The sequence below is a fragment of the Cellulomonas flavigena DSM 20109 genome, from assembly GCF_000092865.1.
GTDB classification, from domain to species: domain Bacteria; phylum Actinomycetota; class Actinomycetes; order Actinomycetales; family Cellulomonadaceae; genus Cellulomonas; species Cellulomonas flavigena.
This window is the reverse complement of record NC_014151.1, coordinates 3,458,493-3,471,885: the sequence shown is the minus strand read 5'-3', so window position 1 is coordinate 3,471,885 and position 13,393 is coordinate 3,458,493. Positions and strand designations below refer to the sequence as shown.

Genomic DNA, 13,393 nt, shown 5'->3' with positions numbered 1-13,393 from the left:
CGATGGAGCGCTCGCGGGGCGCGCGTCCGGCGGGTGCGCGGGGAACTAGGGTGGTGCCGTGTACGAGGGCGCGATCCAGGACCTGGTCGACGAGCTCGGGCGGCTGCCCGGGGTCGGTCCGAAGAGCGCCCAGCGCATCGCGTTCCACATCCTCGCGGCGGACCCCGCCGACGTGCGCCGCCTCGCGGACGCGCTGACGGAGGTCAAGGCGCGCGTGCAGTTCTGCGAGGTCTGCGGCAACGTCGCGCAGGAGCCGCAGTGCCGGATCTGCCGCGACCCGCGCCGCCTGCCGACCACGATCTGCGTGGTCGAGGAGGCGAAGGACGTCGTGGCGATCGAGCGCACGCGCGAGTTCCGCGGCCGGTACCACGTGCTCGGCGGGGCCATCAACCCGATCGCGGGCATCGGCCCCGACGACCTGCGCATCGCCCAGCTCATGACGCGCCTGGCCGACGGCACCGTCACCGAGGTCATCCTCGCCACCGACCCGAACGTCGAGGGCGAGGCCACCGCGACCTACCTGGCGCGCCTGCTGGTGCCCATGGGCCTGACGGTCAGCCGGCTGGCGTCCGGGCTGCCGGTGGGCGGCGACCTGGAGTACGCGGACGAGGTCACGCTGGGCCGGGCCTTCGAGGGCCGGCGCCGGCTGAGCGCCTGATCGACGACGAGGGGGAGCGCATGAGCACCGACGACGAGCGTCCGACCGCGGACCCCGACCTGCGCGACATCGCGGAAGCGGTGGCGTCGGAGTCGCGGAGCTTCCTCACGACGATCACGGAGGTCGCGGCCGGCTCCGCCCCGGACGCGTCGCTCCCGCTGCTGCTGCTCGCGCTGTCCGACCTGCTCGCCGCCGGTGCGCGGCTGGGTGCGACCACGGACGTCGTGCCGCCGTCGCGCTTCGAACCCGACATCGGCCCCGACGCCGACCTCGAGCCGCTGCGCGCGAACCTCGCGAACCTGTTCGACGGCATCGACGAGTACATCGAGGTCGTCGACCCGCTGCTCGGCCCGGAGGTCGAGGAGTCGACGATCTCGGGTGACCTCGTCGCGATCGTCGGCGCGCTCACGCAGGGCCTGGCGCACCACGAGCGCGGGCACGTCCTCGAGGCGCTGTGGTGGTGGCAGTTCAGCTACCTGTCCGACTGGGGCGAGCGCGCCGCGAGCACGCTGCGCGCGATCCAGACGATCCTGGCCCACGTGCGTCTCGACGTCGACGACGACGTCGCGGCCGAGGCGGAGTACGACGCGTTGCAGCCCTGACGGATCCGGGCGGCACTCCCCGGCCACGTCCGCCGCGGGGCGTCCCGCAGCCAGGTGCGGCAGGGCGCCGCCGGTGGCACGACGGCGCCCTGCCGCACGGTCAGGCGACGCGCGTGCCGCGGGCCAGGGTCCGCTGCGGGATGCGGAGCCGGCGGACGGCGACGACGAACCCGGCGGTGCCGAGCAGCAGGTTCACCGCGAGCCCGAGGGGCCACACGGGCCCTGCACCCCTGCTCGTGGGCACGACGTCCGAGGTGTCCTCGTCGACCCAGCACTCGTCGTGCACGTCGGGTGCGCCCAGCCGCAGGTCGCGCAGGCCCTGGGTCGACGCCGTCACGTACTCGGCCGGCGACCCCTCGTGCGTGCCGGGCGGCAGGGCGCCGTCGGCGACGACCCCGAACGGGTTGATCGCCAGCAGCCACCACGTCCACTCGGTGTGGGCGACGGACCGCTCCTGCACGCTGAGCTCGCACACCGGCTCGGACGGCGTCGACGAGTCGGGCTGCTCCCAGTAGTCGTCCGGCAGCCCGTAGACCTGCACCTCCTGGATGCTGCTGAGGAACGGGTACGTCAGGCCGAAGAAGATCGGCGTGAAGACCGTCAGTCCCGCGACGGTGACGAACGTCAGCACCGTCGACCCGGCGGGTCGCGCCGCGATCGTCGACCAGCCCAGGCCGATGCCGCAGACGGCCGCGAGCAGCAGCGCGATGAGCACGACCACGCGCGGCAGCGTCGCGAACGGCACACCGCCCATGCCCAGGGCGATGAGGAGGAACGGCATGCTGACGACGAGGAACGCGCACGCGCTGAGCCATGCGGCGACCAGCTTGCCTGCGGCGATCTCCGCGGGGGACAGCAGCGTGACCTGGAGGGTCGCGAGCGTCCCGGCGGCCCGGTCGCCGTTGACGGCCGTCGAGGCGAGCGTCGGGGTCACGAGCAGGCCGAGCCCCAGGATCAGCGCGGTGACGACGACGAAGAGCACCGCGCCGGCGGCCTCGGTGCTGGTCGCGGTGTCGTCGACGACGGTGAGGACGCCGCCGGCGAGCAGCGTGATCAGCCCGACGACGGCGAACCAGACGATCAGCGCGGTCTTCCACCGCGACGAGCGCACGCGCTGGCGCAGCTCGAGGGCGGCGACGGTGCGCACGCCGTGCCAGGTGAGGGTCCAGGTGCCGACGGGCCGGGCGGCGGCCTGTCCGGGGGCGGTCGTGGTCGTCGTCATCGTCGCTCCTCCTCCAGGGCGAGGTACGCCTGCTCGAGCGCACCGGCGGCGGGGGCCGAGGACACCACGGGGACGCCGGCGGCGACCGCGTCGCGCAGCAGGGCGGCTGCGCCGGCCTCGCCCTCGACGTCCACGAGCACGCCGCCGGACGGTGCCGTGCCCGCGGCGGTGTCGACGAGCCGCGTCGCGCCGTCGGGCCGGTAGGCGGTGCCCGTCGAGTCCAGCCACGCAGTGAGGGCGGGCAGCGACAGCGCGCGCACGTGCCACGTGCGCCGCGCGGTCGCCGCGTCGGCGTCCGTCATGCCGGCCACGGTCCGCCCGCGCGACAGGAAGACCGCGTCGTCGGCCATCTCGTCGAGCTCGGACAGCACGTGCGACGAGACGAGCACGGTGCGCCCCTCGTCGGCGAGGCGGCGCAGCAGGATCCGCAGGTCGACGCGCGAGCGCGGGTCCAGCCCGCTGGCCGGCTCGTCGAGCAGCAGCACCTGCGGGTCGTGGACGAGCGCGCGGGCCAGGCCCAGGCGCTGCTTCTGGCCGCGGGACAGGACGGCGGCCGGCTGGTCGGCGTACTCGGAGAGGTGCACGGTGGCGAGGAGCTCGTCGACGCGCGCGGCCGCGGTGCCGCGCGGGACCCGGTAGGCGTCGGCGAAGGTGGTGAGGACCTCACGTGCCGTCAGCGAGTCCCACGTGCCGAACGCGTCGGGCATCCAGCCCGTGCGGGCGCGGGCCGCGGAGTTCTCGGTGACGGGGTCGTGCCCCGCGACCCGGACCTGGCCGGAGTCGGGCACGAGGAGCCCGGCGAGCACCAGCAGGAGCGTCGTCTTGCCCGAGCCGTTGGGGCCGACGAGCGCGGTCACGGCGCCGGCGCGCGCGACGAGGTCGGCGCCGTCGAGCGCCTTGACCGTGCCGAAGGCGCGGCGCAGGCCGCTGACCTCGATGCCGTGCGCCCGCGGGGCGACGGCGGTGGGCCCGGGCGCGACGGGCGCCGGGGCGGGAGGTGCGTCAGGGCCCGGTGCGGGCCGGTCGGGCTGCGGGGCGTCGGGTGGCATGACGCCACGCTAGGAGCCGCGACCCCGCCGGGGAGTCCACCCGGGGGCGGAACCTCGTGCGGCGGTGTCGCCCCGCGGTCGGACGCCACCTGCCTCCCCCGCGCGGAGAGGTCGGTCCGGCCCGGTGCCCGGGACGGACCGACCTCTCGCGGTGCGTGGCGGGGCGTCAGCAGCCGGTGCGGCTGCTGCTCACCACCACGTCGTCGTACCAGAGCGTGTCCGCGCCGTCGCCGTAGCTCTCCCAGCCCAGCTTGAGGTCGACGAGCCGCGGGCTCCACGCCTTGTTGAGCCACTGGCTGTCCACGTCGTGCGTCGGCGTGCCGTCGGCGACCAGGCCGGTGACCTCGGAGCCGTCGAGCCACGTGGTCAGGCGTCCTGCCGGGTCCACGAGCGCCTCGACGCACGACCACTGGTTCGTGGGCAGCGGCTTGCTCAGCGCGACGCCGTTGGGGCTCTGCTCGGGGAGCGTCGCGTCGTCCGACGCGCGGTTCCACTGCAGGGCACCGTTCTGGCCGCCCATGCGCAGGTCCTTGCCGTTGTCGTTCGCGTCCTTCATCGCGAGGAACGTGACGTGCGACGTCGGCAGCGCGGTGGTGTGCCGCACCCAGAAGCGCAGGTACGTCGCCCCCGAGCCGGTCACGGCCCCGTCGGCCTGCACGAACACGTGGTTGCAGTAGCCCACGGCCCCGTTGATCCGCAGCGACCGGCTGCCGGAGCGGGCCACGGAGGAGTCGATGCTCGCGGTGCCCGTGCCGGAGCAGTCGGGGTGCACCACGCTCCACGGCGCGGCCGGCGACGTGCCGGTCTGGGCCTCGAAGCCGTCGCAGAACGCGCCGCTGCAGCCGCCCGGGTCAGGCCTCGGTGTGGGGCTCGGCGTGGGGCTGGGCGTCGGGCTCGGTGTGGGGCTGGGCGTCGGGCTCGGCGTGGGGCTGGGCGTCGCGCTCGGTGTGGGGCTCGGCGTCGGCGACGGTGTGGGGCTCGGTGTGGGGCTGGGCGTCGGGTCGACGACGGGCGTGGGTGTGGGGCTCACGGTCGGCGTCGGCGGCGTGGTCGGGCCGGTGAGGCCCACGCACCGCGCGCCGTCGAGGTACACCTCGGGCGGCTCGACGGCACTGCCCGTGGTCGTCCCCTGGTAGCCGAACGAGACCGTCGCCCCGGCGGACAGCTGGCCGTTCCAGGCGGCGTTGCGGACCGTCACGCTCTGGCCGGACTGCGCGACGTCGGCGCTCCAGGCGTTGCTGACGCGTGCCCCGTCGGGCAGCAGGAACGACAGGGTCCACCCGGAGAGCGCCTCCGCCGTGGAGAAGCGCGCCTCGGTGACGAACCCGCCGGGCCAGGAGTTGGTGGTGAAGGTGACCTCGCAGCGTGCGGTGCGCACCTGCGGCTCGCTGGCGGACGCGACGGCGACGGCGCCGACCGTCAGGACGCCCGCGACGAGCGCGGCGAGCGCACTGCGGGCGCGCAGGGTGGATCGGGTGGTGGACATGGCCCTCCCAGGACGGTGCGCCTCGCGGCGCGGGTCGGGCCCGTCGCTCGGACGACGGGCCGAGGGGCAGCGTGCGCGTCGGTTGCCCGGGGCGACCAGCCGCCCAAACGCTTCACCTCCCACATGGGCGCTCGTCCGGCACGGGCACTCGTCCGGCATGCGAAATCGGCCGCGTCCGCATCCTGGGCGGGGCCTACACTCTCCGCGTCCCTACCCGCCCTCCCGGAAGCTCCGACGCCGTGGCCCTCATCGTCCAGAAGTTCGGCGGCTCGTCCGTCGCCGACGCCGCCAGCATCAAGCGCGTCGCCAAGCGGGTCGTGGAGACGAAGAAGGCCGGGCACGACGTGGTGGTCGTCGTCTCGGCCATGGGGGACACCACCGACGAGCTCATCGACCTCGCGCAGCAGGTGTCGCCGCTGCCGCCCACGCGCGAGATGGACATCCTGCTGACGGCGGGCGAGCGGATCTCGATGTCGCTGCTGGCGATGGCGATCCACAACCTGGGCGTCGAGGCGAAGTCCTTCACCGGACAGCAGGCCGGCGTCATCACCGACGAGGTCTACGGCAAGGCGCACATCATCGACGTGACGCCCAGCCGTATCAAGGACACCATCGCGCGCGGCGAGGTCGCGATCGTCGCCGGCTTCCAGGGCGTCAACCCGTCGACGAACGACGTGACGACTCTCGGCCGCGGCGGCTCCGACACCACGGCCGTGGCGCTGGCGGCCGCCCTCAAGGCCGACGTCTGCGAGATCTACACCGACGTCGACGGCGTGTTCACCGCCGACCCCCGCATCGTGCCGAGCGCCCGCAAGGTCGACCGCATCGGCTACGACGAGATGCTCGAGATGGCGGCCAGCGGTGCCAAGGTGCTCATGCCCCGCTGCGTCGAGTACGCCCGCCGGTACGACGTGCCCGTGCACGTGCGCTCGTCGTTCTCGACGCACACCGGCACGCTCGTGACGAACCAGGAGGACCCCAGCATGGAGCAGCCGATCATCGCGGGCGTCGCGCACGACCGCAGCGAGGCCAAGATCACGGTCGTCGGCGTGCCCGACGTGCCGGGCAAGGCCGCGCGCATCTTCGAGGTCGTCGCCGGCGCCGGCGTCAACATCGACATGATCGTCCAGAACGTGTCCGCGGCCGCGACGGGCCTGACGGACATCTCCTTCACGCTGCCCGCCAGCGACGGCGCGAAGGCCACGTCCGCGCTGACGGCGGACCAGCCGACGATCGGCTTCCAGTCGCTGCAGTACGACGACACGATCGGCAAGCTCTCGCTCATCGGTGCCGGCATGAAGTCGCACCCGGGCGTGTCCGCGAAGCTGTTCGCCGCGCTGTCCGAGGCCGGCATCAACATCGAGATGATCTCGACGTCGGAGATCCGCATCTCCGTCGTCACCCGCGCCGACTCGCTCGACGACGCGGTGCGGGCCGTGCACACGGCGTTCGACCTGGACGCCGAGGAGACCGAGGCCGTCGTGTACGGCGGGACGGGGCGTTGACGTGGCGCAGGGTCTGAGGATCGCGGTCGTCGGGGCGACCGGCCAGGTCGGTGCGGTCATGCGCCGGCTGCTGGACGAGCGGGACTTCCCGGTCGCGTCCATCCGGTACTTCGCGTCGGCACGCTCGGCGGGCACGACCCTGCCGTGGCGCGGCGAGGACGTCGTCGTCGAGGACGTCGCGACGGCCGACCTGTCCGGCATCGACATCGCACTGTTCTCCGCCGGCGGCGGCACGTCCAAGGAGCACGCGCCGCGGTTCGCGGCGGCCGGTGCGATCGTCGTCGACAACTCCTCGGCGTGGCGCCGGGACCCGCGGGTGCCGCTCGTGGTGTCCGAGGTGAACCCCGACGCGCTCGACGAGATCGAGATCGGGATCGTCGCGAACCCCAACTGCACGACGATGGCCGCGATGCCGGTGCTCAAGGTGCTGCACGACGAGGCCGGCCTGCGCCGCCTTGTCGTCTCGACCTACCAGGCAGTCTCCGGCTCGGGGCTGGCCGGTGCGCAGGAGCTCGACGGGCAGGTCCGCGCCGCGGTCGAGCAGGACACGCTCGCGCTCGTCCAGGACGGCGGCGCCGTGGCGTTCCCGTCGCCGGAGAAGTACGTCGCACCGATCGCGTTCGACGTCATCCCGCTCGCCGGCTCGATCGTCGACGACGGTCTGCACGAGACCGACGAGGAGCAGAAGCTCCGCCACGAGTCGCGCAAGATCCTCGATGTCCCCGACCTGCTGGTCTCGGGCACGTGCGTGCGCGTCCCGGTGTTCACGGGCCACTCGCTGAGCGTCAACGCCGAGTTCGAGCGGTCGATCTCGGTCGAGCGTGCCACCGAGCTGCTGTCGACGGCGCCGGGCGTGCAGCTCGCGGACGTCCCGACGCCGCTGGTCGCCGCCGGGCAGGACCCGTCGTTCGTCGGCCGCATCCGCCAGGACGAGGGCGCGCCCGACGGCCGTGGGCTGGCCCTGTTCATCAGCAACGACAACCTGCGCAAGGGAGCCGCGCTCAACGCGGTGCAGATCGCCGAGGTCCTCGCGACCCGCCGCTTCGCGATCGCCTGACCCGCGCGCCGGTCGCCCCGGCACCGCACGACCGGCCGAGGGCCGGACCGCACCGCGCGGTCCGGCCCTCGTCGTCGTGGGGGGCGATCGGCAGGTGGCGGGTCAGCAGGCGGCGACCTTGCGCCACGTGTCGGTGCCGTCCGCCTGGAGGGAGACGACCGTGCGGCTGCTCAGGACGCCGAGCGGGTCGCCCGAGCCGCGCGCGTAGGTCCGCATCCACAGGGGGTACGCGCGTCCGTCGCGCACGTGCTGCAGCGAGCTGGCGGTGACGCACGTGTCACCGGGTGCGGGGGTCGGCTCCGCGCTCGGCACGGGGGCCGGGGTCCCGGTGGGGCCGGGTGTCGGCGTGGGTGCCGGTGCCGTCACGCGCGCCGCCGCGAACCGTGCGCCCTCGAGCACGGTCCCGTTGGTGGCGTAGGTGATGTGTGCGGTGAAGCGGCCGCCGCCGGGCTCGCAGACGGGGTCGCCGGCGTTGCAGTACTCGACGGTCCGCGTCGCGAACGCCGGCGCGGCCTGCGCGATGGTGCGTCGCGTCAGCCCCAGCGGGTTGCCGTACACGACGACGGCGGCGACCCGAGCCGCCAGGTCCTCCGGGAGCGCGGTGCCGGCCGTGACGCCGGTGCGGATGCCCAGGGCCAGGTCGGTGACGGTGGCGCCCTGCGAGTAGCCGCCGAGCACGAACTGCGTCCCGGGGCACGCGGCCGCGCGGGACCGGACCTTCGCGACCATGTCGCCCGACCCCGGGCCGGCGCTGGCCTGCGACGAGCTCGCGGCGTAGTCGACGGCGGTGGCCACGACCGTGCGGCCGGGCAGCTCGGCGGCGAGCGCGCGCTCGAGGGGGCGCCCGACGATGCCGAGGCCTGCGGCCTCCCCGGTGCCGCGGGCGAACACGAGCTCGACGTCGGGGCAGGCGGGCGCGGCGCTCGCGCCGGTGGCGAGGGTGGTGACGGAGGCGAGCGCCGCGACGGCGGCGACGACGCCGGCCAGGGTGCGGCGGGTGGGGGTGACCTGCATGGAGGGGCCTCGCAGACGTGGACGGCGGCCGGTCGACGACGACCTGCCGACCGGTGGGACGGCCACCGGCGTGCCCAATATGTCCGATGAGAGAGTTCTCATGACAGGGTCACGAATTGATCACGCCCGGACGGGTGACGGGTCATGTGCGGACCCCCGTGCCGGTCACGAGGGCCCCCCGGGGGTGCCGCCCGGTGCTCACTCGCCCCGGTAGTAGTCCTCCGGCGACCCCGACGGTGGCACCGGCGGGGTCTCGCCGTCGAGGATCATCCGCCCGGCCCGCGCCTTGGCCTCGGTCTCCTCGACCTGCCACAGGGCGACGAGCTCCTCGACGTCCTCGTACTGGTACCCCGCGCCCCAGAACGCCTCGTACTGCTCCTTGGTGTAGCCCTCGGGCATGCCGGACCAGTCCACGCCGACGGCCGCGAGGGCGGTGCCGACCGCCTGGCCGACGGCGGACTGCGGGGCCGCGGCCGCGGCGGCACCTGCTCCGGCGACGGTCAGGGTCGCGGCGATGACACCCGCCGTGGCGATCGTCCGGCGGCGGGAGCGGGGGGTCGTCGAGCGGTTCATCGGGTCCTCCGGGGCTGGTCGGTTCCTGCGTGCCCTATGAAGACGCGGCTCGTGCCGGATGTGTGGAGTCCGGCCCTCTACTCCCGCGGGTCGATGGGGAAGTTCTGGTCGAAGACGTGGTCCGGGTCGTAGGTGCGCTTGAGGGCCCGCAGACGCTCGAGCGTGCGCCCCGGGAACGCGTCGGCGAGGCGCTCGGGGCGCGGGTCCGTCTCGAACGACAGGTACAGCCCGTCCATGTGCGGGTGCGCGAGGCGGTCCCACGCGTCGTCGAGGCCCGCCCGGCCCGCGCGCCCGGCGAACGACGTGACGGAGAACCGCTGGTGCCGGTGCGCGTACGCGGTCGCGTCCGGCGGCACGTCGTTGCCCGCACCCCCCGTGGCGCGCAGCTGCACGAGCATCGCCTCGCCGGACCCGAGCAGTCGGCCCAGGTCGGCCGCGGCGGCGTCGGTCATCGCGGGCAGCAGCCCCGAGCGCGTCACGGGCGGCGCGCCCCCGTCGTGGTGCTTCGCGACGGGCCCGACGACGCCCGAGTACGGCGTGAGCGTCGCGCGCTGGTCGAGCACCGGCCCTGCGCCGAGCAGCTCCTCGAGCGCGGCGACCGCCGACGTCGTGTCGCCGTCGGCCCACACCGTCATGGCCTGTGCGAGCGGCTGCCGCCCGCCACCGCCGGCCTGCAGGTGCAGGAAGCTCGTGAGCTGCCGGGGCGCGTCCTCGACCACGCGGCCCCAGCGCTCGACGAGGCGCGCGGGGTCCGACGCGTCGAACGTCATGGTCGCGAGCACGACGTCCGGCACCTCGGCCGCCTCGATCTCGACCCACGTGACGACCCCGAGGTTGCCGCCGGCACCCCGCAGTCCCCAGAACAGCTCGGGCTCGCGCTCGCGGTCGACGACGTGCACGGTCCCGTCCGCCGTCACGACCTCGTACGCGACGGCGTGGTCGATCGTCAGCCCGTACGACCGTCCCAGCAGCCCGATGCCGCCCGTCGTCGCCAGCCCGCCCACGCCGACGCCGCCGTGGTCGCCCGACGAGATCGCCCAGCCGTGCGGCGCCAGGGTCGCGGCGACCTTCCCCCACGTGGCACCCGCACCGAGCCGGACGCGCCGCGTCGCCTCGTCCACGACCGTTACCTCGTCGAGGGGTCCGACGTCGAGCAGCACACCGCCGTCGTTCGTCGAGCGGCCCGAGATGCCGTGACCGCCGGAGCGCACGGCCAGCGGGCCGCGCTGCTCGCGTGCCCAGCCGAGGGCGCCGACGACCTGCGCGGTCGTGCGTGGCAGCAGCACGACGCCCGGTGCGCCGCGGCGCAGGTACGTCGAGCGGAGCGACGCGTACGCACGGTCCCCGGGCTCGACGACGGGCACGTCGGCCGGTGCCGTGTCGTAGGCGATCCCGTCGACCCGCCTGGCCAGCGCGACCGCGCTGCGGACCGGGCCGCTCGCGGTCCCGGACGCCGCCCGGGCGGCCGCGACCTCGTCGCGCACCGCGGGGGCGACCTGCTCGGCGAACGTGCGGATGGTGCGGGGGTCGTCGGTGGCGAGGACGAACGTGCCGATGCCGTCCTCGAGCGCGTACCGCACGAGCTCGTCGACCCACTGCGCGGGCGGGCCGTCGAGCCCGTCGCCCGGGGTGGGGGAGAAGCGGCCGTTCACGTTGAGCAGGCGGCGCACCTCGCGCGGGTCGCGCCCGGCTGCCGTCGCGGCCTCGTCGATCGTCGTGTTGCCCCGCGCGAGGTCGCCGGGCTGCAGGTAGGACAGCGACGGCAGCCAGCCGTCCGCCGTGCGCCCGACGAGCCGCAGCATGCGCGGCTTGTACGCGCCGACCCAGATGCCGATGTCGTGCGCCGGTGCGGGCCCGCGCTTGGCGCCGGCGAGCCGGTGGTGCTCGCCGCCGACGCGCAGCGGCCCGCGGCCGTCGGTGTCCCACAGCGCGCGGATGACGGCGATGGCCTCGTCGAGCGCGTCGACGGCCTGCCCGGGCGTGAGCCGCGGCACGCCCATGCCCTCGATCGCGTCCCAGAACCCGCCCGCGCCCAGGCCCAGCTCGACGCGCCCGCCGGACAGCAGGTCGAGGCTCGCGGCCGCGCGCGCGAGCACGGCCGGGGGCCGCAGGGGGACGTTGAGCACGTTGCCGGCCAGGTGCACGCGCTCGGTGCGCGCAGCGACCCAGGACAGCAGGGTCCAGGTGTCGAGGAACGCCGGCTGGTACGGGTGGTCCTGGAACGTCACCAGGTCCAGCCCTGCGTCCTCGCTGAGCACCGCCAGGTCGACGGGGCCCGTCGGGTCGGCGTTCTGCGGCGTGAGGAACGTGCCGAACCTCAGCTCGTGCCCGTAGTCGGTCATGGTGTCCCCTCATATCGTGTGCTGTGCAGAGCATATGCACGCCAGACGATCTAGGCCTCAGCGGGTATGCTGACGCCCGTGACGAGCGTGACGACGGACCCCGCGGCGGCCGCCCCCGGGGCGGCCACCTCGGCGACGACGACCTCCGACGACCTCGGGTGGCAGCTCGGCACCCTGCTGACCCGGTGGCGCACGGGCGTCGGCGCCGTGCTCGACGGCATCCCCGCCGGCGCGCGCGGCTACCAGCTGCTGCGCGTCGTCACCGCCGCGGCGACCGCGCCCACGCAGGCCGCGCTCGCGGCCCACCTCGGCATCGACCGCACGGTGATGACGTACCTGCTCGACGACCTCTGCGCGGCCGGCCTCGTCGAACGCTGCCCCGACCCCGCCGACCGCCGCGTCCGCCGCATCGCCGCCACCGCCGCCGGCCGCACCACGCTGGCCGACGTCGAGCAGCGCGCCGCCACCGCCGAGGACGAGGTGCTGCACGCCCTGACCCCCGACGAGCGCACCGCGCTGCGCGCGCTGCTCACGCGCGCGACCGGCCCCGCCGCCCCGGGCGAGGACCGCTGCGCACTCGTCGGCGCCGCCCCCACCCCCCGCCCCACCCCGCCCACCGGAACCTGACTCCCCGTCCGGACGCCGTATCCAGGACCCAGGTTCCGCTCGCCGGTGGGGGTGGCGGCCGTACCGCGCTGAACCACCCGCCGAGCGAAACCTGACTCCCCGTCCGGACGCCGTATCCAGGACCCAGGTTCCGCTCGCCGGTGGGGGTGGCGGCCGTACCGCGCTGAACCACCCGCCGAGCGAAACCTGACTCCCCGTCCGGACGCCGTATCCAGGACCCAGGTTCCGCTCGCCGGTGGGGGTGGCGGCCGTACCGCGCTGAACCACCCGCCGAGCGGAACGTGGCTCCCCGTACGGACGACGTATCGAGGACCCATGTTCCGATGGCGGTGGGGCGGGTGGGCGGGGGTGGTCGGTCCAGGGACCGGCGGTCCCAGGACGGGGCGGGCCTTCTCGCCGTCGGGTGGCCCGTCGAGGGTGGGAGCGTCCGGTCGCCGAGAGGGCGGCCGCCGTCGCACCGGAGGACCGCATGACCCCCACCGACACCGAACTCGCGCTCGTCACCGGCGGCAACCGCGGGCTGGGCCGGGCCACCGCGCTCGCGCTCGCCGCCCACGGCACGGACGTCGTGCTCACCTACCGCAACCACGAGGACGAGGCGCGGGGCGTCGTCGCCGAGGTCGAGGCGCTCGGCCGCCGAGCAACCGCGCTGCGGCTGGACACCGGCGACATGCCCGACGTCGAGGGGTTCGCCGCCCGGCTCACCGCGGCGCTCGACGTCACGTGGGGCCGCGGCACGCTGGACATCCTGGTCAACAACGCCGGGCACGCGCTGCCCACCCCGCTCGGCGGCACCACCGCGGCCGACCTGCAGTCCCTGTTCGACGTGCACGTGCGCGGCGTCTTCCTCCTCACCCAGTCCCTCGTGCCGCTGCTCGCCGACGGCGGCCGCGTCGTCAACGTGTCCAGCGGGCTCGCGCGGATCGTCCGCCCCGGCGGCCACTCCACGTACGCCGCGATGAAGGCGGCCGTGGAGGCGCTGACCCGGTACTGGGCCGTCGAGCTCGGCGGGCGGGGCATCACCGTCAACGTCGTCGCGCCGGGGCCCGTCGCCACGGACTTCGGGGGTGGTGCCGTGCGGGACACCGCCGCCCTGCAGGCGGTGCTCGCGTCGCAGACCGCGCTCGGCCGTGTCGGGCAGGCGTCGGACATCGGCGCGCTCGTCGCCGCCGTGGTCTCGCCCGCGATGGGCTGGGTGACGGGCCAGCGGATCGAGGCGTCGGGTGGCATCTCGCTGTGAGCGGGCCCGTCGTGGTGC

General features: G+C 74.9%; 12 protein-coding genes. 6 read left to right on the top strand and 6 right to left on the bottom strand.

The window, feature by feature from the left end:
- Window positions 1-58: 58 nt before the first annotated feature.
- Entirely contained in the window at window positions 59-658 is a 600-nt protein-coding gene (recR, locus tag CFLA_RS15775) for a recombination mediator RecR (protein WP_013118337.1), read from the top strand.
- Window positions 659-678: 20 nt separating this feature from the next.
- Window positions 679-1,260 carry a DUF5063 domain-containing protein gene (locus CFLA_RS15770; RefSeq protein WP_013118336.1) on the top strand — a complete coding sequence of 194 codons (582 nt, stop codon included), beginning with the start codon at window positions 679-681 and terminating at the stop codon, window positions 1,258-1,260.
- Window positions 1,261-1,360: 100 nt separating this feature from the next.
- On the opposite strand, the gene CFLA_RS15765 is transcribed toward CFLA_RS15770, so the two are convergent.
- From CFLA_RS15765 to CFLA_RS15755, 3 genes are all read right to left on the bottom strand, one after another.
- Window positions 1,361-2,482, bottom strand: a complete 1,122-nt coding sequence (locus CFLA_RS15765; RefSeq protein WP_013118335.1) for an ABC transporter permease — start codon at window positions 2,480-2,482, stop codon at window positions 1,361-1,363.
- The gene (locus tag CFLA_RS15760) at window positions 2,479-3,531 is read right to left on the bottom strand and encodes an ABC transporter ATP-binding protein (RefSeq protein ID WP_013118334.1); all 1,053 of its coding nucleotides are present in this window, start codon (window positions 3,529-3,531) and stop codon (window positions 2,479-2,481) included. Before CFLA_RS15760 ends, CFLA_RS15765 begins: the two co-directional genes overlap by 4 nt.
- A gap of 166 nt (window positions 3,532-3,697) precedes the next feature.
- On the bottom strand, window positions 3,698-5,017 hold the full coding sequence (locus CFLA_RS15755) for a cellulose binding domain-containing protein (RefSeq protein ID WP_013118333.1): 1,320 nt from the start codon (window positions 5,015-5,017) through the stop codon (window positions 3,698-3,700).
- 239 nt (window positions 5,018-5,256) lie between these two features.
- On the opposite strand from CFLA_RS15755, the gene CFLA_RS15750 reads away from it, so the two are divergent.
- Both CFLA_RS15750 and CFLA_RS15745 read left to right on the top strand, forming a co-directional pair.
- Window positions 5,257-6,522: an aspartate kinase gene (locus CFLA_RS15750; RefSeq protein ID WP_013118332.1), complete on the top strand. Its 1,266-nt coding sequence runs from the start codon at window positions 5,257-5,259 to the stop codon at window positions 6,520-6,522.
- Between the two features lies 1 nt (window position 6,523).
- Window positions 6,524-7,579 carry an aspartate-semialdehyde dehydrogenase gene (locus CFLA_RS15745; RefSeq protein WP_013118331.1) on the top strand — a complete coding sequence of 352 codons (1,056 nt, stop codon included), beginning with the start codon at window positions 6,524-6,526 and terminating at the stop codon, window positions 7,577-7,579.
- 102 nt (window positions 7,580-7,681) lie between these two features.
- On the opposite strand, the gene CFLA_RS15740 is transcribed toward CFLA_RS15745, so the two are convergent.
- From CFLA_RS15740 to CFLA_RS15730, 3 genes are all read right to left on the bottom strand, one after another.
- Window positions 7,682-8,593 (bottom strand): cutinase family protein, encoded by a 912-nt coding sequence (locus tag CFLA_RS15740; protein WP_013118330.1) that lies wholly within the window; start codon window positions 8,591-8,593, stop codon window positions 7,682-7,684.
- Window positions 8,594-8,791: 198 nt separating this feature from the next.
- Window positions 8,792-9,166 carry a hypothetical protein gene (locus CFLA_RS15735; protein WP_013118329.1) on the bottom strand — a complete coding sequence of 125 codons (375 nt, stop codon included), beginning with the start codon at window positions 9,164-9,166 and terminating at the stop codon, window positions 8,792-8,794.
- Between the two features lie 77 nt (window positions 9,167-9,243).
- The gene (locus CFLA_RS15730; protein WP_013118328.1) at window positions 9,244-11,508 is read right to left on the bottom strand and encodes an LLM class flavin-dependent oxidoreductase; all 2,265 of its coding nucleotides are present in this window, start codon (window positions 11,506-11,508) and stop codon (window positions 9,244-9,246) included.
- A gap of 78 nt (window positions 11,509-11,586) precedes the next feature.
- On the opposite strand from CFLA_RS15730, the gene CFLA_RS15725 reads away from it, so the two are divergent.
- Both CFLA_RS15725 and CFLA_RS15720 read left to right on the top strand, forming a co-directional pair.
- Entirely contained in the window at window positions 11,587-12,135 is a 549-nt protein-coding gene (locus tag CFLA_RS15725) for a MarR family winged helix-turn-helix transcriptional regulator (RefSeq protein ID WP_245530261.1), read from the top strand.
- Between the two features lie 469 nt (window positions 12,136-12,604).
- Window positions 12,605-13,375, top strand: coding sequence for an SDR family NAD(P)-dependent oxidoreductase (locus tag CFLA_RS15720; protein ID WP_013118326.1), 771 nt, complete (start codon window positions 12,605-12,607; stop codon window positions 13,373-13,375).
- The last annotated feature ends 18 nt before the right edge of the window (window positions 13,376-13,393 follow it).

Bases quoted from the DNA above. Each gene is read 5' to 3' on its own strand.
- CFLA_RS15755 (WP_013118333.1), bottom strand. From the start codon at position 5,017: ATGTCCACCACCCGATCCACCCTGCGCGCCCGCAGTGCGCTCGCCGCG.
- CFLA_RS15740 (WP_013118330.1), bottom strand. From the start codon at position 8,593: ATGCAGGTCACCCCCACCCGCCGCACCCTGGCCGGCGTCGTCGCCGCC.
- CFLA_RS15730 (WP_013118328.1), bottom strand. From the start codon at position 11,508: ATGACCGACTACGGGCACGAGCTGAGGTTCGGCACGTTCCTCACGCCG.
- CFLA_RS15720 (WP_013118326.1), top strand. From the start codon at position 12,605: ATGACCCCCACCGACACCGAACTCGCGCTCGTCACCGGCGGCAACCGC.
- CFLA_RS15735 (WP_013118329.1), bottom strand. From the start codon at position 9,166: ATGAACCGCTCGACGACCCCCCGCTCCCGCCGCCGGACGATCGCCACG.
- CFLA_RS15765 (WP_013118335.1), bottom strand. From the start codon at position 2,482: ATGACGACGACCACGACCGCCCCCGGACAGGCCGCCGCCCGGCCCGTC.
- CFLA_RS15770 (WP_013118336.1), top strand. From the start codon at position 679: ATGAGCACCGACGACGAGCGTCCGACCGCGGACCCCGACCTGCGCGAC.
- CFLA_RS15760 (WP_013118334.1), bottom strand. From the start codon at position 3,531: ATGCCACCCGACGCCCCGCAGCCCGACCGGCCCGCACCGGGCCCTGAC.